Source organism: Paenibacillus sp. FSL W8-0439 (assembly GCF_038008995.1).
GTDB lineage: Bacteria > Bacillota > Bacilli > Paenibacillales > Paenibacillaceae > Paenibacillus > Paenibacillus polymyxa.
In genome coordinates this window covers 1,242,026-1,263,865 of the sequence record NZ_JBBPAK010000001.1, presented here as the reverse complement: position 1 = coordinate 1,263,865, position 21,840 = coordinate 1,242,026, and the positions used below count along the sequence as shown (strand labels likewise).

The 21,840-nt window shown below is 44.1% G+C and carries 20 protein-coding genes and 1 riboswitch; of the genes, 10 read left to right on the top strand and 10 right to left on the bottom strand.

Translation table 11 applies throughout. The annotated features are described in order from the left end of the window. Window positions 1-44 precede the first annotated feature (44 nt). Together MKX36_RS05460 and MKX36_RS05455 are read right to left on the bottom strand one after the other, a co-directional pair. Window positions 45-812: a hypothetical protein gene (locus MKX36_RS05460; RefSeq protein WP_016821328.1), complete on the bottom strand. Its 768-nt coding sequence runs from the start codon at window positions 810-812 to the stop codon at window positions 45-47. 223 nt (window positions 813-1,035) lie between these two features. Then, window positions 1,036-1,191, bottom strand: a complete 156-nt coding sequence (locus tag MKX36_RS05455) for a hypothetical protein (RefSeq protein ID WP_016821329.1) — start codon at window positions 1,189-1,191, stop codon at window positions 1,036-1,038. 309 nt (window positions 1,192-1,500) lie between these two features. Between MKX36_RS05455 and MKX36_RS05450 the strand changes: the two genes are divergently transcribed. The 6 genes from MKX36_RS05450 to queF all read left to right on the top strand — a co-directional run bounded on the left by MKX36_RS05450 (window position 1,501) and on the right by queF (window position 5,915). Beyond that, window positions 1,501-1,941: a hypothetical protein gene (locus tag MKX36_RS05450; protein ID WP_016821330.1), complete on the top strand. Its 441-nt coding sequence runs from the start codon at window positions 1,501-1,503 to the stop codon at window positions 1,939-1,941. A 25-nt stretch (window positions 1,942-1,966) separates the two neighbouring features. Continuing rightward, the gene (locus tag MKX36_RS05445) at window positions 1,967-2,671 is read left to right on the top strand and encodes an AIM24 family protein (protein WP_090888202.1); all 705 of its coding nucleotides are present in this window, start codon (window positions 1,967-1,969) and stop codon (window positions 2,669-2,671) included. Window positions 2,672-2,756: 85 nt separating this feature from the next. Beyond that, a riboswitch (PreQ1 riboswitch) is annotated at window positions 2,757-2,800 on the top strand. A 135-nt stretch (window positions 2,801-2,935) separates the two neighbouring features. After that, a complete protein-coding gene (gene queC, locus MKX36_RS05440) occupies window positions 2,936-3,619 on the top strand; it encodes a 7-cyano-7-deazaguanine synthase QueC (RefSeq protein ID WP_016821332.1) in 684 nt (227 codons plus the stop codon). Continuing rightward, a complete protein-coding gene (gene queD, locus MKX36_RS05435; RefSeq protein WP_340864361.1) occupies window positions 3,612-4,103 on the top strand; it encodes a 6-carboxytetrahydropterin synthase QueD in 492 nt (163 codons plus the stop codon). Before queC ends, queD begins: the two co-directional genes overlap by 8 nt. Continuing rightward, window positions 4,096-4,974, top strand: a complete 879-nt coding sequence (gene queE, locus MKX36_RS05430) for a 7-carboxy-7-deazaguanine synthase QueE (protein ID WP_340864360.1) — start codon at window positions 4,096-4,098, stop codon at window positions 4,972-4,974. Before queD ends, queE begins: the two co-directional genes overlap by 8 nt. 443 nt (window positions 4,975-5,417) lie before the next feature. Next, entirely contained in the window at window positions 5,418-5,915 is a 498-nt protein-coding gene (queF, locus tag MKX36_RS05425) for a preQ(1) synthase (protein ID WP_017426398.1), read from the top strand. A 134-nt stretch (window positions 5,916-6,049) separates the two neighbouring features. Here the strand turns inward: queF and MKX36_RS05420 are convergent, their stop codons facing one another. The 6 genes from MKX36_RS05420 to MKX36_RS05395 all read right to left on the bottom strand — a co-directional run bounded on the left by MKX36_RS05420 (window position 6,050) and on the right by MKX36_RS05395 (window position 16,076). Then, entirely contained in the window at window positions 6,050-6,883 is an 834-nt protein-coding gene (locus tag MKX36_RS05420; RefSeq protein WP_019686358.1) for an AraC family transcriptional regulator, read from the bottom strand. A 213-nt stretch (window positions 6,884-7,096) separates the two neighbouring features. Further along, window positions 7,097-8,488, bottom strand: coding sequence for a glycoside hydrolase family 32 protein (locus MKX36_RS05415; protein WP_340864359.1), 1,392 nt, complete (start codon window positions 8,486-8,488; stop codon window positions 7,097-7,099). Beyond that, entirely contained in the window at window positions 8,481-10,739 is a 2,259-nt protein-coding gene (gene bglX / locus MKX36_RS05410; RefSeq protein WP_340864358.1) for a beta-glucosidase BglX, read from the bottom strand. Before bglX ends, MKX36_RS05415 begins: the two co-directional genes overlap by 8 nt. A 29-nt stretch (window positions 10,740-10,768) precedes the next feature. Continuing rightward, window positions 10,769-12,175: a sucrose-specific PTS transporter subunit IIBC gene (locus tag MKX36_RS05405; protein WP_017426394.1), complete on the bottom strand. Its 1,407-nt coding sequence runs from the start codon at window positions 12,173-12,175 to the stop codon at window positions 10,769-10,771. Window positions 12,176-13,265: 1,090 nt separating this feature from the next. Then, complete coding sequence (locus MKX36_RS05400; RefSeq protein ID WP_025364214.1) at window positions 13,266-14,051, bottom strand: hypothetical protein; 786 nt, start codon at window positions 14,049-14,051, stop codon at window positions 13,266-13,268. Between the two features lie 255 nt (window positions 14,052-14,306). After that, complete coding sequence (locus MKX36_RS05395) at window positions 14,307-16,076, bottom strand: acid phosphatase (protein ID WP_340864357.1); 1,770 nt, start codon at window positions 16,074-16,076, stop codon at window positions 14,307-14,309. A 416-nt stretch (window positions 16,077-16,492) separates the two neighbouring features. Here MKX36_RS05395 and MKX36_RS05390 point away from each other — a divergent pair, with 416 nt between their 5' ends. Beyond that, the gene (locus MKX36_RS05390) at window positions 16,493-17,761 is read left to right on the top strand and encodes an MFS transporter (RefSeq protein ID WP_290402839.1); all 1,269 of its coding nucleotides are present in this window, start codon (window positions 16,493-16,495) and stop codon (window positions 17,759-17,761) included. An 83-nt stretch (window positions 17,762-17,844) separates the two neighbouring features. Here the strand turns inward: MKX36_RS05390 and MKX36_RS05385 are convergent, their stop codons facing one another. Next, entirely contained in the window at window positions 17,845-18,768 is a 924-nt protein-coding gene (locus tag MKX36_RS05385) for an EcsC family protein (protein WP_340864356.1), read from the bottom strand. A gap of 131 nt (window positions 18,769-18,899) precedes the next feature. Here MKX36_RS05385 and MKX36_RS05380 point away from each other — a divergent pair, with 131 nt between their 5' ends. Beyond that, window positions 18,900-19,376: a GNAT family N-acetyltransferase gene (locus tag MKX36_RS05380; RefSeq protein ID WP_340864355.1), complete on the top strand. Its 477-nt coding sequence runs from the start codon at window positions 18,900-18,902 to the stop codon at window positions 19,374-19,376. A 63-nt stretch (window positions 19,377-19,439) separates the two neighbouring features. On the opposite strand, the gene MKX36_RS05375 is transcribed toward MKX36_RS05380, so the two are convergent. Further along, the gene (locus MKX36_RS05375) at window positions 19,440-19,865 is read right to left on the bottom strand and encodes an Lrp/AsnC family transcriptional regulator (RefSeq protein ID WP_025364208.1); all 426 of its coding nucleotides are present in this window, start codon (window positions 19,863-19,865) and stop codon (window positions 19,440-19,442) included. 158 nt (window positions 19,866-20,023) lie between these two features. Here MKX36_RS05375 and MKX36_RS05370 point away from each other — a divergent pair, with 158 nt between their 5' ends. After that, window positions 20,024-20,776, top strand: coding sequence for an MBL fold metallo-hydrolase (locus MKX36_RS05370; protein ID WP_340864354.1), 753 nt, complete (start codon window positions 20,024-20,026; stop codon window positions 20,774-20,776). 79 nt (window positions 20,777-20,855) lie between these two features. After that, on the top strand, window positions 20,856-21,761 hold the full coding sequence (locus MKX36_RS05365) for a glucose 1-dehydrogenase (protein ID WP_090888223.1): 906 nt from the start codon (window positions 20,856-20,858) through the stop codon (window positions 21,759-21,761). Window positions 21,762-21,840: the final 79 nt, after the last annotated feature.

Here is a 21,840-nt window from a genome sequence, read left to right as displayed (position 1 = left end):
TAAATTAGACTCACTAATTTGCACAAATAAACTAGCACAATTACCTATCTCAACCTATTATTCTTCGTAAAACGAACATCTCCTAACGATATTTCCTTATTAAAAAAGACCTTAGAACTATACGCAGTAAACGATACAAAAGACCCACTCCATTTATTGCGTATGGATAGAAGTAACTCGGCTTCCTCAAGATAATCCATGTCTTCGCTTCTAGCTGCACATATAAGCAATTCATCTGCTTGTCTCGTAAGGATGAACGCCCCTCGCTCAGGCTCCCCTTTCTCATACATACGTAATGCCTTTTTTACAATTGGGGACGTCTCATTCAGCTTTATGTATTTTTCCACCTTCGGGTTGGATGGAATGCTCAGCAGACCAAGATGGTGCGTGTAATGGATATAAAGCTGGTCTGTGCGGATCAGCGTTCGCTTTTCCTGCGATGGCTTGCGCCAGCTCCACTCGATCATTCCAATCGTATGTCTTCCGGACGCGTGAGCCGGTATAGAAAACGTTAAAATAGCTTGTCTATATTTTCCCCGTCGCACATCACCACAGTGAACCAGCATGCAATCTCCGTTTTCTGATTGTTTAAACCCGAGCCTCACCCCTTCAGCTTTTAATAGATTTACCCCGTTTTCTGGAATGAACTGAAGTTGAAGGTCACATCCCGCTGCCTTCGGTATGAGATTCCCTTTTCTTTTACGTATAGCCCCATAGCCCCATTCTATCAGTAGATTTACTTGTTTGGACCCATTCGCCGATATAGACTCTTTGTCCCATGTGTACGTTACATTGAGCATTGACTTCACCACTGGTAAATTCCCCCTAAAAGAACATGTAACTCTAAATTAACAGTGTTATCTGACACTATATTGTCAGGGAACATATGTTTGATTGTGAAAATTATACATGGTAATCTTTATGAAAGGGGACCTAATTCGGCAAATAACATTTTCATCCATTCTAATTACATAAATACGCAAAAATAGCCCGGCTTTTGCCGGGCTACATGATAGTCTGCTTCTATATTTAAAATTATGAAATCGTAGTTTCTGTTAAAGATACTTTCGTATTTGTGCAAATATCGGATATTGGAGCAAAAGTAGTGCTATCCACGATAAGCTCCTTCGATAATGGCTTGCCATTTACAGTGATTTTTAAAATTGTATAGTTTTGTTCTCTCTCATTCATCTTTCAAGATCTCCTTCTATATCTATTTTAATATTTCTAGTTCATATATTTTGTTCAAGCCCTGATCAGGTGCGGATGGTTCTTAATTCGTTTGTTGGGAAAAATGCCGGAATGTTGCCGCTTCCTTGATATACCCGTTTTAGGTTACACTTAAACTAATAATCGAGTTTTTTTGATAATCTTTTCCCGTATTTGTCGTCTATATATTCTAAATGCTGCATCCAAATCATTATATTGTACGTAACCATGTGATATGGGTAATGATCTGTAACATCTAACATCTTGGTTTCTCAAAAGGGGGAACATCACTTGGCACGAGCAACTTATCGCTTTGCTTTGTACCGCCGCATTGTCTGCGCTGCTATAGCGCTTTTGTTTATTTTTGGAGTAACCCGTGTACCCGAAGCTCATGCTGCTTATTGGGATGATGTATATCAAGGCTTTGAGCAGTTTTCACGTTTGCCAGGCGATGTATATCAGCTCAAGGAAAGCTACCGCCAAACACAGGAAGACCTGGAAAAGGCCCGTACCAGCATCGAGACCTACCAGAAGCAAAACGCCCAACTGCTGGAGCAAAATCGCAAGCTGAACGACACCGTTACAGAACTGAAAAATCTCCAAACCCAGCGCGATCAGACTTCACACCGAAATAAAATGCTCATCATCACGGCTATCATTCTGCTGGCCGGTTATTTTATCGGTATCCGACTGTTGCGTTACGGGATGCGTCGACGCTCGGGAAGATACTAACTGCCTGAAAGGATGAAGGGTCTGAATGGACATACAAGCAGGACAACACCATGATGAAAGTGTCGGTTCGGTCGTAACGCTCGACCTGGCTGAAGGGGAAAAGCTGCACGTTCTGCATCCGCAGCAAATCATCGCCTATCGCGGACCCAACTCAGGTCGCAGTGATAAGCTGATGAATATTAAAGGCATGTATCGCAAGCACAAACTGATTCAGGCCGATTTCACAGGCGCTTGCCGGCTAATTGCCGCACTTCCTCCTGGCTTTAGTCTGAAGATGATCAAGCTGGAAGGAAGCGACGATTTGCTATACGATTTCCGCAACCTGTTCTGGTACAGCGCCGGCATCCAAATGCGTACCAAGCTGCTAAGCATGAAAAACATGTTGTTTAGCCGTGATGTCATTAAAATGAAATTTGACGGTATCGGCCACATTGGCATTTTGACGCAGGGATTGGTATGTCAAGAACAGCTTCATCCGTCGGAGCCAATCTACGTCGATGCGAGCAGCGTCATTGCCTATCCCGAAAACGCCAAGCTGGAGTTAACCGTATATGGTAACCATTTGGCCAGCCAGCATATGAACTATCATTTTAAAATGACGGGGCACGGTACCGTACTATTTCATGCTGGTGAGCATCATCGGCGACTTCAGCAGGATATGAACGACGATGGCGTGATCAAACGATTTTTAAGGGAAGTCATTCCATTTGGTGGAGTGTTTATCAAATAGCCCTGCCATGCTATAATGGCAATGCTATCAATGAAGCTGTCTGTCCTTGTGGCAGCTGCTAATGAAGAAAATCCATGCATAACGCATGGGAGAGGTTCGCGAACTCCCTCTATAAAAAACTAACGATGCTTTGTCCTCCGCATTGAAAAATGAATTTGCGGGGCAAGGCCTGTTTTTTGTTGAAGCCGGTTCAAGAACTCTCCTTCTTCCACGTGACAAGACTCTGTGTCTTACACCATTCCAAGAAGATCGAGAGGTTTTTTTATGTTTACAAACGAAAAAGCAGTCGTCGTATTCAGCGGCGGCCAAGACAGTACAACCTGTTTATTTTGGGCAAAAAAACATTTTGCCGAAGTAGAAACTGTGACGTTCGATTACGGTCAGCGCCACAAGCAGGAAATTGAAGTTGCTGCCGGAATCGCCAGCGAGCTGGGTGTTCCGCAAACGGTACTGGATATGAGCCTGCTCAACCAACTTGCCCCGAATGCCCTCACACGCACCGACATTGACATTACTCAAGAGGAAGGCGAACTGCCTAGCACCTTTGTAGACGGTCGTAATCTATTGTTCCTAAGCTTCGCAGCGGTTCTCGCCAAGCAAAAAGGAGCGCGCCACATCATTACAGGCGTTTGCGAGACAGATTTCAGCGGCTATCCCGATTGCCGGGATTCCTTTATTAAATCGCTGAACGTCACACTGAACCTTTCGATGGACTATCCCTTTGTGATTCATACCCCGCTCATGTGGTTGAACAAGGCCGAAACCTGGCAAATGGCCGATGAGCTGAAAGCTTTTGAATTTGTAAGAACCCGTACACTAACGTGCTATAACGGCATCATTGGCGATGGCTGTGGCGAATGTCCTGCTTGCAATCTTCGTCGTGCCGGACTGGAGCAGTATCTTGCAGTTCGCGGCGCTTCGTCCCAAGGAGCTGAAGGCCATGCGTGAGCCAGGTACCTTTCGTATTGTCGACAAGCTCCAGCAGTTCGGGACAGACATTGAACGCTCTCAGTTGCGTTATCACCGCAAGCGTGTACTCGTAAGCAAACAATTTACGTTCGATGCAGCCCACCATTTGCACTGTTACGAAGGCAAATGCAAAAATCTGCACGGACATACTTATATCGTCGTATTTGGCATAAGCGGTATACCGAGCGAAATAGGTCTGACGCTGGATTTTGGTGATATCAAAACGATCTGGAAAGAGCGAATTGAGCCTTTTCTGGACCACCGTTACTTGAATGAAACGCTCCCTCCAATGAATACAACGGCAGAAAACATGGTCGTCTGGATCTTTGAACAAATGGAGTCAGCCTTGACCTCGGATGCATACTGCAATCGTGTTAAAGGCGGACGTACCGAGTTTGTACGACTGTTCGAGACACCTACCAGCTACGCCGAATTCCGACGGGAGTGGATGTTCGATGAGTAATAATGTAACTGCTAATACTGTAACTACTCACCAACCTATGGCAACCCCCGACAGGGCTAAAGCAGCCCCTATTCCTGTGCTGGAGGTGTTTGGTCCCACCGTGCAGGGCGAAGGTATGGTCATTGGTCGTAAAACGATGTTTGTTCGTACCGCAGGCTGCGATTACCATTGCTCATGGTGCGACTCCGCCTTTACCTGGGACGGCAGCGCCAAGGATCAAATCCGTCGTCTCAGTGCCACTGATATTTGGCAGGAACTACAGTCCATCGGCGGCGAACGGTTCTCGCATGTGACCCTTTCCGGAGGCAATCCCGCCCTGCTGCCACAGCTCGGGACGCTGATTACCCTGTTACGCAGTCAAGGCATTGCTACAGCTGTCGAAACACAAGGCTCCCGTTGGCAGGAATGGCTGTACGATATTGATGAGGTGACCTTATCCCCGAAGCCGCCCAGCTCTGGCATGACGACCAACTGGGACGTGCTGGATGATATCGTGGTCCGTCTGACCAACCGGAAAATGGCTGGAGCGTCCAAGTCTACAACAAACGTCTCCATCACAACGTCCGCAAAGAAATCAGAGGATGAATCGGTCAGACTATATGCTGGAGCATGCAGCCTGAAGGTCGTCATCTTCGATGACACCGATCTTGCCTATGCCCGCACCGTTCATGAGCGCTATCCACACGTACCGTTGTTCCTCCAGACGGGTAATCCAGATATGAACGCGGAGAACACCGGGCAGATCGCAGAGTCTCTTTTACATCGTTATGAATGGCTTATCGATCGTGTCATGGACGATTCCCGGCTCAACGATGTAAGAGTACTCCCGCAGCTCCACACCCTCGTATGGGGCAACAAACGCGGCGTATAACACGTATATACAATATATTCCATATGGTCTGTATGTGATACACAATATACGCCAAATTCACCGTAGTACTTTTCAACATCTATAACTATAAATCAAGAGAAGCCCTCGTCCGCGAGACGGGGTTTCTCAATAAAATAACGCTCCTTAAATATAAGGAGCGAAATTTCACTTCTGCCCAACCCACATGTAAACGGGTAGGGACTTTATGGTGATGACGGCGGTCGGCAGCGGAGCGGAGGATTTGAAGCTGGAGAAGCGTTAGCGTTCGCCTTTGAAATGGGATTCTAACCTATAGATCTTTTATCAGAAAGAATCCCATTTCAACAGCGATCGGAAGCTCAAATCCTTCGCGAAGCGTCGCCTAACCGAACCGAACCTCCCCACCACCATAACTCCCTCTCTCTTTTACCAAACTAAACCAACTTTAAGGAGCCTCACTCAACATGACCGGAAGAAAACCTGAAGAAATGACCGACGTTACCCTACTTGGCAATCAAGGCACACAATACACATTTGCCTATGATCCCGCCATTCTCGAAAGCTTTGATAATAAACACCCGTACCGCGATTATTTTGTAAAATTCAATTGTCCAGAGTTCACCAGCCTTTGCCCGATTACAGGACAGCCTGATTTTGCGACCATCTACATCAGCTACATTCCTGATATTAAAATGGTTGAAAGCAAGTCCCTTAAGCTGTACCTATTCAGCTTCCGCAACCACGGTGATTTCCATGAAGACTGCGTCAATATCATCATGAATGACTTGATTAAGCTGATGGACCCTCGCTACATTGAAGTATGGGGCAAATTTACGCCACGCGGCGGTATCTCTATCGACCCGTACACCAACTACGGCAAGCCGGGAACGAAGTATGAGCAAATCGCAGAACACCGTATGATGAACCATGATATGTATCCAGAGACGGTGGATAATCGATAGGCTGATCCCCTCAACTCATTCGCTACAAATATAAATAAGGGGCTGTCCCAATAGTCATAAAATGACTCAAGGACAGCCCCTATGTTTCTAGTCTATCAAAATAATCCATAAAAAATTTGCGCTTGTGGCGTCGTTTACACACTCAGATCAAATTTTGATTTTTTATATTCATAAGGGGTCTTACCCATAACTTCCTTAAAAGCTTTTCTAAAAGACTTCTCGTTGGGAAAGCCTGCCTCGTAAGAAATTTCTGTAAGTGACTTATTCGTTGTTTCCAATAAATCAATCGCCTTTTCCAAACAAAGAATTTGCTTGTACTCCGTAAACGTCTGACCTGTATATTCATGAAACATTCTCGACAAATAGGCCTCCGAATAGCCACATATTCGAGCTGTTTTCGCTAGGCTAATATTTTCAGCGTAATGTTCTTTAATAAAGTCCATGATCGTCTTTATCTTTTGCTGCTTTTCACTAAATACCTCCGGCTGTAGGTCTGCTGCCTGACTAAAATGATTAACAAGCAAATACTTAAGTTCAATAATTCGGCTTTGCTCTAAAATATAGTCATATTTCCCTTTGGAAATATGCAGGTTATATATATCCATAAATAACTCTCTTAATTTAGAAAGTATAGTATGTTCAACTTGTTGCTCTTGCGTGTTTAATTGGATGAATACTTGTTCATTGGCAAAAAAGGTAGCTGGAAATTGCAATACAACGACCTGGTTTTCCGTAATACTTTGGGTGGAGTGCGGTACATTGCTATTAATGAACAGTGCATCCTTTTCCATCAAAATGGTTATTTTTCCTTCATGCCACACCTTAAGACTTCCACTTGTACAGTAGATTAATTCCATATTACTGTGAAAATGCATAGGGATGACTCTTTCTGTATCTGTCGATTGAAACATAAAGAGGTTAATCATTTTTCTTCTGTCTATTTCAATATGTTCATATATTTTCTTCATACGACACCTCATCAACCAGCTATGAGTAATCAACAGTAATTATATTCAGTCATATACTCTAATACTCATACTATACCGATAGTAAAATGCCTACACAAGCTGAAATCTCTTCAGTCGACTAAGACAAAAAAGGCAGTTCTTCTCGCAAACGGAGAAATGAACAGCCTTTCCTTGCCTACTTGTAGCTCTCAGGTAAAAGATAAGAATAAAGTTTTAATGATTGATTATGGCATCACATTCCTGCAACTGATAAATCTCAATTTCTCCTTCATTGTCTCCTGCTTCAAGCACCATACTGCGTTGTTCCGTATCTTCCAGGAAATAACGCAGAGAAAATACTTCCTCGCCTTCGTTCACAAAGATCTCCAGACTTGAGCTTTCTATAAATATTTGCATGCCTGCAAGTTGACTGGCTAACGTTGCTTTTCTGTACTCTCTCTGGTTCGTCAACCAGTTGGTTCTCCATACGGTTAAACTGTTTTTTTCCGAATCATAGTCAATTTCCACCGCATTTCTGACTATCATTTTGAAGTTCTCTGTAAGCTTCGAAAAATGAACATTGCACTCCACCTGTAGGGAAGGCAGCAGCCAAACCCTATTTTTGTGAATGTTCTCCTTGGAATGTACACCGTCCATTCTTAGCAATTGTAATTCCGGCAATGGTTTCTGGTATAGCACACCGTTAGACAATACGATTTCTCTAGGAAGAGTCAGCGCATGAATCCAGCCTTCCTGAATGGTGGGAACAGCCCTCTCTGCTTCTTCATTCATGGCGCTCATCCATCCGAACATAATGGTTCTATCATTTACCTTGAATGATTGTGGTGCGTAGAAATCAAACCCCCGATCAAGCTCTTTAAAATGGGTAAGGTTTCCGTTGAATTTTCCTGTACTCGTTAATTTCCCAACAACATATCCCGATTGGTTAGGGTTTCTATAATATTCGCCTGCTTCTGGTAAGCCCTGAGGAGAGAACACAAAAATATCATTTTCCGCAAATTGAAGTAGATCAGGGCATTCCCACATATATCCGAATTCATGATCATGGTCCAAAAATGATCCTTGGCATTCCCAATCAGACAAATCTATAGATTTGTAGATAAGCGCATCTCCAGTCAAATCCTCTCTTTGAGCGCCAACGATCAGCCACCAGTTCCCGTTCCGATCTCTCCATACTTTCGGGTCTCGGACATGTCTGGTATAGCCTTGTGGATGTTCAAACAAAGGACCCATTTTCTCGAAATGCTCCCCATCTTCCGAAATGGCTACGCATTGATAGCTTTCTCGGACTCCATCTTCCCTGATTACATTTCCTGTGTAAAACAGATACAGCTTTTCATCATGGACTATGGCGCCTCCGGAATAAATGCCGTCCTTGTCATACCATTCCGAAGGCTCAAGCGCGATGCCTTTCCTTTGCCAATGCACCAGATTGCTCGAAACTACATGGCCCCAGCATTTATTTCGATGTTCGGTTCCTTTGGGGTTCCACTGATAGAACACATGATATTGTTGATTGAAAAAGGCAAGTCCATTAGGATCGTTTAATAGCCCGTAAGGAGGAGTAATATGATATTTAAGATGATAAGCGTCGCTTTTATTCATGTTTATCCTCCGGTAACAAAGTAAAACTAAAGCTTAGCAAAATGTCCTGTGAGCTTGAACCGATATAAACCTCAAATTCACCTGGCTCACTCTTGTATTCCATTTCACGCCCATAAAATTTGAGCATGTCTTCATCAATTGAAAATTCCACAACTGTAGTCTCGCCACGTTGTAAAAATACTTTTCTAAAGTCTTTTAATTCTTTCACTGGCCTTGCAACACTTGCAAATTTATCGCGAATATATAATTGAATCGTTTCTTTTCCAGCATACGTTCCAGTGTTGGATACAGAAATACGGATATCCACTGACTCATCTGTTTTCATTTCCTTTTGGCTGACGGTTAATAGACTGTATTCAAATGAGGTATAGGATAGGCCATAGCCAAACGGATACAAGGGTTCGTTTACTTCATCTATATATCGGGACGCAAAGCGGTAAGATCCATTTTCCTTTAAATTCGGTCTCCCTGTATTCAGCTCATTGTAGTAGATCGGAATCTGACCGACGCTACGTGGAAAGGTCATTACTAATTTCCCAGAGGGATTTACTTTCCCATACAATATATTAGCCAGTGCTTCTCCGCCCATCGTTCCTGGATACCAGGCCTGAACTATAGCGTCAACCTTTTCAACAACATCGGTAAGGATCAAAGGTCTTCCACTATATACGATCAGAACGATCCTTTTGCCCAATAAGCTTAATTCATGAAGTAATCTCAATTGTGGCTCTGGCAGCGTCGGATTCGTTCGTGATCCACCTTCTCCGCTCTGATAAATACTTTCTCCCAAAGCAAGGACTATGACCTCTGCTTCATTTGCATGCCTAATGGCTTCTTGCAGTAGAACTTCCTCAGAGCTTGTTTCAATAGCCAGTTTGTCCGCATATTTATCGAAGGTTTCCCTTGCATCAAGAGGTAGCAGATAACTTCCTCTACATACCGAGAGATTGTCGGGGCCAACAAGCTGTAACAACCCCGTTTTCAAATTAATAGTGTCTGTCTGCTCTCCCTTGATCGCCCACATACCCAGGGTGGAATTTTCTTCTGCATAGGGACCCATTAAAGCTATCTTCGTTTCCTTTGACAATGGCAATACATTATTTTCATTTCTCAGTAGCACAACGGATTCTTCTACCAAGGACAGTGCCGCTTGTTTATGTTCGTCTGACAGAATGCTGCTGGTTGAACGTTTAACGATTTCCTGTAATCCGCGGAACGGGTCCTCAAACAGCCCCAAATCATTTTTCAGCTGTAAGACACGGTATACAGCTTCATTCAGAAGCTCCAGCATATAGTCGTTACCAGATATTACATTCTTTAATTGATTAGCGTACACTGCCGTCTTCATATCCACATCTACACCTGCCAGCAGTGCCAGCCTGGCGGCGGAAGTCTCGTCCTCGGCATAACCATGCATGATTAACTCTTCAATAGCGGCGTAATCCGAGATCAATACACCGTCAAACTTCATTTCCTGTCTTAGTACGTCACGGTTAAGCCACTCGTTTCCAGTCGCAGGGACACCATTCAAGGTATTAAAAGCCGTCATGACAAGCTTGGCACCCGCTTCTATTGCTGCTTGATATCCAGGTAAATAATATTCTCGCAATGCATGCTCCGATAGATCCACGGCATTGTATTCACGTCCCGCTACAGGTGCTCCATAAGCGGCAAAATGCTTGACACAAGCAGCAATTTTATGAGCTGGTACGGCTCCATCTTCCAAGTTGCTGCCCTGGATTCCCAGCACTACGCTTTGCGCATATTTCTGCGCCAGCAAGGTATCTTCTCCAGGCGATTCCATCACCCGCCCCCAGCGAGGATCTCTAACCATATCTACCATGGGGGAAAAGGTTACATGAATGCCTTCCTCATAGCACTCCTGAGCAGCAATCGAAGCCGCATTCTCTATCCCCTCATAGTTCCAGCTACATGCTTGAGCAATCGGAATTGGGAAAATGGTTCGGTAGCCATAGATTATATCCGCCATGAATAACAGTGGAATTTTATGAACCGATTTTTCCAAATAATCGGTTTGCAACCGGATTATTTTTTCCGGGTTGGTAATGTTTAATATGGAGCCCGTGTTATAAATATTATAGTCCGTGTTTAGCCCCAATTTTTTCAAAGGGCCCGTCACAACCGTATCCATGTCTCCTTCAAAAAAATCACCAGTCAGTTGGATGAGCTGGCCGATCTTCTCTTCTATTGAAAGACTGTTCAATTTCTCAAGCAATGTTTTGTTGTCCATGATTTTCTCCACCAAATTTTATTTATTCTCTATTTGTTCTCTATTTTTTCTTTAAATCCAAAGATCCACGTCAACGCAAATGCTACACCAAAACCGATTAAACAAACTAAAGCATACAGAAAAATTTGATTATTCAGATACAATAACAAGCCAGGTATAGCTGTAATCGACATGCCTGTGGCTTGAACATTAAAGATACGTGCGAAGAATCCTCCAACCGCTCCTCCAATCAAGCCCATCACGAATGGTTTACCATACCGAATGTTCACCCCAAAAATTGCCGGTTCTGTAATGCCCAGCAGTGCAGACACGGCAGAAGGATAGGCAATAGATTTGGTTTTTAATCTTTTCGATTTCAGGCCGACCGCTAACGCCGCACCTGCTTGTGCACAAATAGAGGCCGAGCTGATCGGGTTAACCATATTCCAGCCGCCATCCACCAGCATCTGTATTTCGATCAGGTTGAGCGCATGGTGCAGTCCGGTAACGACAATAATCTGATTAATGCCACCATAAATAAACCCGCCAATGCCAAATGGCAATTTTAAAATAGCTGTAACGGCCGATAATATTAAAACCTCTACCTCATGGAAGATGGGACCAATCACGAACAAGCCCAGTACCAGTGTGAGCAACAATGTCAGAAACGGTGTTAGAATCAAGTCCAATGCCTCGGGAACGGATTTTCTAATTCTTTTCTCCATCATCGCTCCCACGATCCCTATAATGAACGCCGGCAGAACGGAGCCCTGATAGCCTGCGATTTTGATGAAGCCCAAAAATAATAGAGGTTCCTTCACATGTTGAGCGACATCCCAGGAAGTAGGTAAAGAAGGACTTACCAGCATGAGTCCGAGCAAAATTCCCAAGATCGGCGACCCGCCAAACACTCTGAATGCAGACCAGCAGACCAGCACGGGTAAAAATGCAAACGCGGTATCGGTCAGTATTTGCGTAAATAATATGAAATTCGCAGAAATATCATCCGGTGTAAGTCCAAATAACTGTAGCAGTGCAGGCTGAGTTACCAAGCCCCTAACTCCCATAAACAAGCCGGTAGCTACCAATGCAGGGATAATGGGAACGAATACATCTCCGAAAACCCGGATCATTCTTTTGAAAAAGTTATCATCTTGCGTGGAGGCCTTCTCTTTCAGCTCTGCCTTTGATGTCGCAGATACGTTCTGGCCGACCATCGCTTCGTAAACTTTGTTCACGGTACCGGTTCCAAAAATAATCTGGTATTGTCCGGAGGTAAAAAAGACCCCTTTTGCCTTATCAATATTTTCAATAAATTCATCATCAATAATATCCCTGTCTTTTACAATCAATCTCAACCGTGTAGCACAATGTGCCATGGAAATAATATTGTCTTCTCCACCAAGCCCTTTAATGACATCCTGGGCTATTTTAACGTATTCTTTCTCAAGACTCATCAGTCTTCTTCCTTTCCTCTGTTCCTCTTAGTTAGTCTGAACCTTTAAAACTTGGACTAATATGCTTCTTAAGAATAACATGACTGCGCTTTCAAACAGTGCGATTATTTTACTACATTAAGGTCAAATTTTGACCTTTTTATACCCTTGGTCCAGCAATACAGACGAATCTGTACTTGTCTTAATCAACTACGATTTAAGGTTAATCACTTTCTGCCCACTCACTAAATACAAATTATTACAAACCATTTATAGTTTTTAACAAATTTATGTAGTACAATTACATAAAATCAGGAATGAAAGGAGATATGCATGAACCAATTTAGGAGCGGTTTGTTATTCAGTTTGATTATATTTGTTTTAATTGTCATTTTCCCTTCTACTATCACTTTTTGGCTTGCAGCTGCCATAATAGTTATATGGGTTATTATAGAAATAATACGCAAGCCTAAAGCTAAATTTGTAATTATGTATATTTTACTTTTGATTGTTAGTGCAATATTCTTTTTTTACTTTAGATAGATTTGAGACAATTATTGATAAGACAATGGAATGGTCAGTCTCCATCAGTAACCTCAGCAAAATTGTGTCCAAATGCTTCAAGTTAGCATAACTGGAAAATTCTTTTCCTTAATTCACTGTAGCCAGGCAGGCTAAATATACATCTGGATATTCTGCTCGACAAATCTTGCTCTTTCTACGACTGGACACCATGGTATCGAGTTCCCAGTGGTCAAAGATCGTCCGCCTATGGACTCCTTTAGAGAGATGTACCGACTCAAAAGCGTCAACGAGTTTGGGGAGGTTGCTCTTTGTGACGAAGGCGCAACCTCCACTGCAGCCAGAAGATTGCGTAAAATCCAGCGGTAGATTGTTCTGAAGCAGACAAACGATCTACCTGTCATCCCTCGCTGCTCTGCAATCGGTTCAAAGGGCCAAGTCTAGTTCAGCTTCTCTTCAAACTCTAGCGTAAATTCTCCAGAAGGCGTACTTTTTTAGTTGTCTCACTTCATTTTACAAATAAAAAATGCACTTTCTCGAAAATTACGAAAAAGTGCATTAATTGAGGTTATATTATAAAATTGTTAACTCATGGTCCCCAACCAGGAGTATAATTTTCTGTCATTACAGGACTATTATAGATAAAGTCGCTATAACTTGAGTCTTTATAGAAATACGTGAAGCTTCTTTCTGCACGTGGTAATGGAGGATTTGTTAAAGTATATCTATAATACCATTGTTTAGAGTAATATATATTGGGTGTATTTAGTTGATAGTAAAGATTTGCAATTTGTGTAACAATCTTCACTGCCGCATAAGGAACAAGTGCAGATATAACAATAGATATAGCCCCCACTGTTAACTTATCTGCTAGAGTTGACCCTTTTGTAGTGGTTTGGTACTGCCAATCCGTTAGATCACTCCTTGCTTGAAGTTGAGCTTTACTATCACTTAAATCATTCACACCCTCAATTTTGCTTAAGTCATCTTTTGCCTCTGATACTACAGTTGGAGAAATTGTTTCATTTGTCGTAATACCATTTTGCTTAGTAGATATAAGTAAGCTTGTATCTTTCATCATTTTTGATGAAATTTCGGAGTCTAGTACGTAGTCTCCTTCATTATTTTTCTTGAAAGTCTTACTAAATACTTCCTTGTTGTTCAAATCAATTTTCTCGACAATCCGGAAAGATTCCCCCCCTTTTTCAAAAGTGTATTCATAGTTGTTCAAATCGTCATTAATTAACTGAAAATTAACAATTTCCTTCTGAGAAGATACAGGTGATGTCGCATCTTCTGCCAAAGCTCTTGTGGGGCCGATAGCGCCAATAAGCATAAAGAATACTAGGATACCACTTATTATTGACTTTTTCATACAAAATCTCCCTTCTTTTTTACATATTTGTATAATAACACAAATAAATTACCAGTAAATAGTTCTTTTTTACCTAATTTTTTAAAAAATGTATAAAAACAGTAGAATATTGTCGAAAGCAAACATCCCTTAGAATTAATACTGGTCATATCATGTTTCATCAGTAACAAAAAATGCACCTTTAGAATGGACACTGGATAACTTCATGGTTTATCCGGTGATTTCCAAAGGTGCACCTGTAATTGTCCTATTGGGTTACTTCGTGACTTTCAACTGAACATGATCAGCTGTATAGACAACCTTCACTTTATAATTGCTCGGCAAACCCGCGGCTTCGATGGAAGTAAATGCCCCATTTCGTTTACCGTAGGTTAAAATGGTCGCACCGCTAGCTGGTACATATTTGTTAGAAAAATTCAGGCGTAATTTTCCGTTAAGTTGGGCTGTTCCCTTAATTTTGAGCACATCATTTTTACTTTGCAGATTGAGTTCAAGCTTGCCCTTGGCTGTTTGTTTGTAATTCCCGCCAACAATCAGCTTTCCTGCATTGTTTTTAAGAAGAGTTCCCCCGTTATTTGTAACTGTGCCACTTCCGAAAGCTGTCTGCGAATTACCTTCAAGTACGCCTTGATCGATCTGCGTACCACCGGAATACGTATTGCTACCCATAAGCCTCAACGTACCTGTTCCCTTTTTAGTCAGCTTTCCAGTACCAGAAATAGGGTTGCGCCAGCGATCCAACGCATTGAAACCCCCTTTGGAGGCGTCCATATTTACTGTAACATTATTGACGAAAGCACCGTAGCCATCCGCAGCGGAAAACAGGTTCAAGCGTCCCCATCCTTCGGCATCGTCAAGCACAGGATAACCGGATGGAAGACCTGTAGTGGCCAATACCCAACGGCGTTGTGTGCTGTCAAGGTAAGGCTGACGTGTTTCTAACAACACCTCAGCTCCCTTAGGTACTGTCATGGGCGTCGTAGCTGGATTAATCTGACTGAATCCATACGTTAGTCGTTCATTATAACTTTTTTTGTTCGCAGCATAATTGCTGAACCGATCTGGGGCTGTACCTTTTTGGGACAGCAATTGTTTATGAGCATCCTGATAAGCTGCTTTCTTCAAGCTGCTATTGGCTGGATCAGACAGGATCGCAGCAGCCATCGCTGTTGCCATGACGCGTCCTCCCATAACATCAAGCGGGGAATGCATCCCAGCAACAACACGATTATTGCCCAGCTCCGAAGCTCGTGTCAGCAATTCCTGATAACGCTCCGGCATGGCATAGGCCATAGCTATAGAACTGAGATACGCAGCATTGGTATGACCGCTAGGAAAGCCGCCATCATTAGTAGCATCAGATTTGAGGGCAGGGATCAGACTTGGAACAACTACTGAATTGTCGCTCCAGCGGAACGGACGAGGATAGCTAAAGTAAGATTTGGCCGGGTTCGTCGTAGAGTAGTCCCCACGCAAGGTATTGACCAGATTCACGACGTTGCCGAGACTGGAACTGGTATCCCCTGCATTCGTTCCCTCATCTTCATATTTCTTAGTTGTGGCATCGGCCGGAACGTCGTTGATTGTTGTCGTGGCACCTGCCTTCTTTCGATATATATCAGTAAGTGAACCCAGACCGTCGATTACACTGTAGCTCTGATTTCGGCGGTCGTCCAAATAAGCCGCATCGGCCTCACTGGAAGTGCGACGGGCAGCAATATCAATCACTTTTTGAATATTAGCGTCCAGTACACTGCTGTTTAGTTTGGTACCTGTGTCCCAGGTAGCGCCGGGAGTCCAAAGCTTATTAAATTCAGAGAGCAACCCGAGAGTCGGATTGGTGCTTTCCGTCTTATTAGCAGCACTATTATTTTTATAATGATCTACAAAATATCCCCATGACGGTTCTGTTGGAGTTACTGTTGTTGGCAGTGTTGCCGCACTCGCGTAATTTCCACCCAGAGAACCTAGAAGTAATGGTACAGATAATAATGCAACGGATAGTGGCTTTCTTAGCAATTTCATTCTCAAATCAGATCCTCTCTTTTCTTGTGCCCTTCATACTTTCTCTTCAGAGCTATCACCTATACAACAAGTTGTATGACATAAAGAATCATATCTTAAGTTTGTTAAATAAAGAGCCTAGTTTTGTTAAATTCTTCTTGCTTATTTATATGTAAAAGAAATTTCAACAACATTCAACCGAGAACCAACTCATGCATATTAGAGAGTAAAATGATAAATAAAGGATATCTTATGCAGATATAGTACACTCAGAGCACGATAATCTGTTGTAAATTAAAGGATCAAGCAATAAAGAGTATCCAGCAGGATGGGCTAGCAGCAAAGAGCAAATAGGGACTTTATCCCACTTTCAGCCATTTGCTGCAATCGGATTACTTCCTATATCTTAAAATATACATACTTACCCGGAGGTTGCCATGACTACTAAATCTGCTACAAAAAAAGAAACGGGCCAATTGCTCCCCCTTCCGGGATCGCAAGCGAAAGGCACCGTTTTTGCGATTCTGATTGCAATCAGTTTCGTTCATCTGTTCAATGACTCGATTCAGTCGGTCATTCCAGCGATTTTTCCGATCCTGAAGGAATCTATGCGCCTGAGCTACACGCAGATCGGCTGGATCTCGTTCGCAATCAACTTTACTGCTTCGATCATGCAGCCTGTCATTGGCTTGTTTTCGGACAAACGGCCTACGCCCGCTATCCTTCCCATCGGCATGGGCTTTACGCTGACTGGTATGCTACTGCTCGCCTATGCTGCCGATTATAAAGCGGTGCTGATCGCAGTCATCTTCGTAGGTCTGGGCTCAGCCGCCTTTCACCCGGAAGGCTCGCGCGTATCCCATATGGCGGCAGGATCACGCCGGGGATTGGCACAATCCATTTTCCAGGTTGGCGGCAATGCAGGCCAATCGCTGGCACCGATGCTCACAAGCTGGATTTTTATCCCGTTGGGGCAATTTGGCGCCATCTGGTTCACAGGTATTGCGGCAGCCGGGATTGTAGTGCAATCATTCATTGCCCGCTGGTACGGTAACGTCCTGCGTACAGAAGGCATTGCACGCAAAAAAGCGGCGACACGCCGCATGAAGCCCGAAGTGCGCAGCCGGATTATGTTTGCCATGATTGTCCTCATTCTGCTGGTATTTGTCCGTTCGTGGTATTCAACCTCGGTGGGAAGCTACTATTCGTTTTACCTGATGGAAGTATTTAAAATGCCATTGGCGGATGCACAGCTGTACATTTTCCTGTTCCTCGGGGCTGGGGCGCTAGGTACCTTCTTTGGTGGTCCGCTGGCAGACCGTTTTGGCAAGCGCAATATGATTTTTCTGTCCATGGTATTAGCTGCACCATTAGCGCTGCTGCTGCCTTATGCCAACCAATTCTGGACGGCGATCCTGCTGGCGATTATTGGATTTATTATGTTGTCCAGCTTTTCGGTCACAGTCGTATATGCACAGATGCTCGTGCCTGGCAAAATCGGGACGGTGTCCGGTCTCATTACGGGCCTGGCCTTTGGCCTTGGCGGTGTGGGCGCACTCGTGCTTGGCAACTGGATCGACAAAGTAGGCATCACCAACATTATGTTCCTGTGCGGTTTTTTGCCACTGCTCGGCATTTTAACCTTCTTACTTCCTACAGACAAAACCCTGAATCGCTGGGCGGAAGAAAATGGAGCCGAAGTGTAACAGGCTGACGTGCGGCGGCCAACTAGGCCGCTGCACACCTTTATAGCAAAGGTTTTGTAGCAAAGTAACGTAATTCCCCACTTCTACTCCAATTCATTCTCTTCTTCTACCAAACGCATCAAAATACGGCGCTTCCGATATAGCATTTTCCCTGCTTCAGCTACGTCACTAATAGCGCTTCGATTGGCAATGGAGCCAAACAAAATGCCCGCAATCGGGACCATTTGCAGCAGCTTTTTCCATCCAAACTGATCACGATAGGTGTTAATGACCTCTTTCCAACCCTGCATCTGGGAAAAAACCTGTGCCTGACGTGAAGGATCATCGAACAAGGCCAGTTCCTCTAATACAGCTTTCTTCCCCACAATATCAGATGAAGCGAATTGCATACATTTAATAATAAAAATGCGCTCCTGCTTATCATGGGGGTTAAACCCATAGCACAAAGCGATTTCCTGAAGCACCTTGAGTGACAAGCCAAGCAAAATAGGGATATCCGCCGCAATCGTAAACACACCGCCAATTCCCGTGGTTGCTCCCTGAGCGGTGGCAAAGGTAATGCGACCCGACGTCATCTCGTCCGCAGTCTGATCCATGATCGTTAGTGGGAGCTCAGCCGCCTGCTTCAAATCCCACATGGATTCCTCACTATGCTCCGCATCTGCGTTTTCCCCGGAATGGGGCTGATCCTCCGTATCCGAGGCGGAAGCTGCACCATTTTGCTGAATCATATATTCACGGGCCGTCTTGTTCAGCTTACTCAGGACTGTTTCTTCTTTCACCAAATATTTGCCACCATTTTGAATGAAGCTACCCATCTCGTTAAGCAGCTGCTCCAGCTTGTCCTTAATGATTTTGGGCGTCAGCCGATCCAACAGCATAAAGGGCCATCTGCCGATTTTTTCCCAGAAAAAAATATCCTTCTGCTCCTTCTCCCACTTTTCAATCTGCTTCAGCTCTTGGTGCAATACATCCTGACTTTCCCGATATTCTATAAGCGGCTTCATAAGCGTAGACGTCTCCTTTTGACTATGCTAGTTTATGTATGGATAATACGTAAGTAAGGCGAGTTCAGGTTTCTTTTTTTAGCAAACGAGATGTATAGTAAGTTAAAATTTGTACAGATCGGAGTGTAATGATGAATAATGTAGGGCTTGTCCCTTACCATTGTGAGCATGATGCGATTTTACATACCTTTTATTTGCCCGATGAGCAGAAGCAATTTACTGGAATGCCAGCTGAAATGCTGGCACTGGCCAAGGAAGACCCACACCGCCATCCAGTCGTGATTACGGCTACTGGAAGGCCGGTTGGATTTTTCATTTTATACGATGGAGATGAATTAGCAGACTATACGAATACTTCTGAGGCACTGCTGCTACGTGCGTTTTCTATTCATTATGCAGATCAGGGACAAGGGTTTGCTAAACAAGGACTGCTTCTGTTACCACAGTTCATCTCTACACACTTTCCACATATTCGCGAGATTGTACTAGGCGTCAATGCCCGTAATCTTGCTGCCCAAAGTCTATATCTCAAATGCGGATTTATCGATGAAGGTAACACTAAAATGGGACAACACGGCTTGCAGCATATTTTTAAAATGAGCCTATAACACTGACTTCAATAGCCCTCGTAAACAAAAGCTTTCGGCACAAAATGCCGAAAGCTTTTATCATTAAATTTCGCCAATGGAAAAGCTCAATTTGTAGTTACCAAACTTCGTAAGTTCATCCAGCATAGCATTTAACTCTGACTGTGATGACATGCGCACCCGCATCCAATAACAGCCCTCCCCACTTACCCGATGGATTTCGACAATAGAGGGATGCTCCCGTGCAAAAGTCTGAAAAGCACTGTGAGTCGTTCCTGAATTCAGAAAAACCGTAATAAAGGCATGAATCGTCTGCCCAATTTTCTCCGGGTTCCAGCGCAGTGTATAGCCTTCAATAATACCTGCATCCTGCATTTTTCGAACACGTGCCCCTACTGCTTGGCCTGTCAAATGAACAAGCTGACCAATCTCCTTGTGCGTTAAAGAGCTGTCTTCAATTAAATGATGAAGAATGCGCAGGTCGGTCTCATCAGGTACGAATAGTTCCATAGTTATTTTTCCTTTCATGATGAAACGAGAATGCTGGTTTTCCTTTCAGCAGGCCGTAGCCTGCATCTTCTTGTGTCAGATATGATTGTAGCAGAAACAAAGAACGGCCGAAAATACACTCGGTCAAAAAACATTTACGATTAAAGGAGCTTCTATATATGAAAATCACACTAATCCGCAACGCAACCTTATGGATCGAATACGCTGGAGTAAAATTTCTGATTGATCCGATGCTGAGTGATGCTGGCCTAAATCCACCAGTTCCCAATACGGAAAACACTTTCCGCAATCCGCTGGTTCCCTTGCCACCACAATGGCAGACGCTTGGACAGCCTGACGTGGTCATCGTCACGCATTTGCATCCAGACCATTGGGACCCGGCGGCAGTACGCTGGCTGGACAAACAAATTCCTGTCTTCTGCCAGCCCGGAAATGAAGAACAAATCATGGCTGACGGTTTTACACAGGTTACTTCGATTTCGGTGGCTGGCTCAGTCGGGAAAATCGAGATTACCCGTACTGCTGGACATCACGGTACTGGAGAAATCGGGGAGCAGATGGGACCCGTATCCGGCTTTGTATTTCAGGCTCCAGGTGAGCCTGTCGTCTACGTGGCCGGGGATACCATTTGGTGCAGTGAAGTCGCGGAAGCACTGGATAAATACCGTCCTGACTGGACGATCGTGAACGCTGGAGGAGCGCGGTTTACAGTGGGTGATCCCATTATTATGACTGCCCAAGATGTAACAGTTGTTGCACAGCATGCCCCTTACACCCAAGTCGTTGCTGTCCATATGGAAGCCATCAACCATTGTGTACTGACTCGCTCCGAGCTTACGGAACATATCCATCGTGAAGGTCTGGAGAAGCGTGTCCATATTCCGGCAGATGGAGCGACGATTTCGGCATAAGGCGATAACTCCCGATTCACCGTTTGCGCCTATTTCGAATATATTGGATTTCAAAACGCCTAAAAGAAGGGATTATTAAATGAATTGGCAATATCAGCATCCTTATTATGGTACAGAAACCCAATGTAAAGAAGTTCCGATTGCTTTTCCTCCCCAGCATCAATATAGACAGCCGGGGTTGGAATACCTGGTGGTTCCACGCCCTATCTTTGATAATCCAAAGTATATCGGTACGGGAAAGCTTCAGGATCGGGTGGCGATTATTAGCGGCGGGGACAGTGGCATTGGTCGCGCGGTTGCAGTCGCATTTGCCAAGGAAGGGGCCGATGTGGTCATTGCCTATCTCGATGAGCATCGAGATGCTATGGAGACCCGTGATGTCATTCACCGGCTTGGCCGACGTTGCTTGTTAATTCCAGGTGATCTAAGGCTCAAAAGCAACTGCTGTCTGGTTGTTCAAAAAACGATGGAAACCTTCGGTCGTATTGATATCCTCATTAATAATATGGGGATTCAGTTTGTGCGCGAATCCTATTTGGATATCAGTGAACAGCAGCTTCGTGATACGTTTGATACGAATATTATTTCCTTCTTCCATATGACTACAGAAGCCTTGCCGTATATGCGGGCTGGGGCCAGCATCGTCAATACGGCATCGGTTACGGCCTATGTTGGGCAAAAAAATATGATTGACTATTCAGCTACCAAAGGAGCCATTGTCAGCTTCACGCGCGCTTTGGCTAATAATCTGGTCGATCAGGGTATTCGCGTGAATGCCATTGCTCCCGGTCCGATCTGGACTCCGCTGAATCCAGCCACACAGTCGACTGAAGTCATTCGCACCTTTGGCAGCAATACGCCGATGAAGCGTGCCGGGCAGCCTTATGAATTGGCCCCTGCCTATGTGCTGTTGGCTTCAGATGACGGCTCTTACATTACCGGCCAGACGCTGCATGTGAACGGCGGACAAATGGTGACGACTTAGTTGGGTTAGCTAATAGCCATAAACCTAACAAAGCAAAAACCTCCAGCATCCACAGTTTCAAGTGGGACTGGAGGTTTGC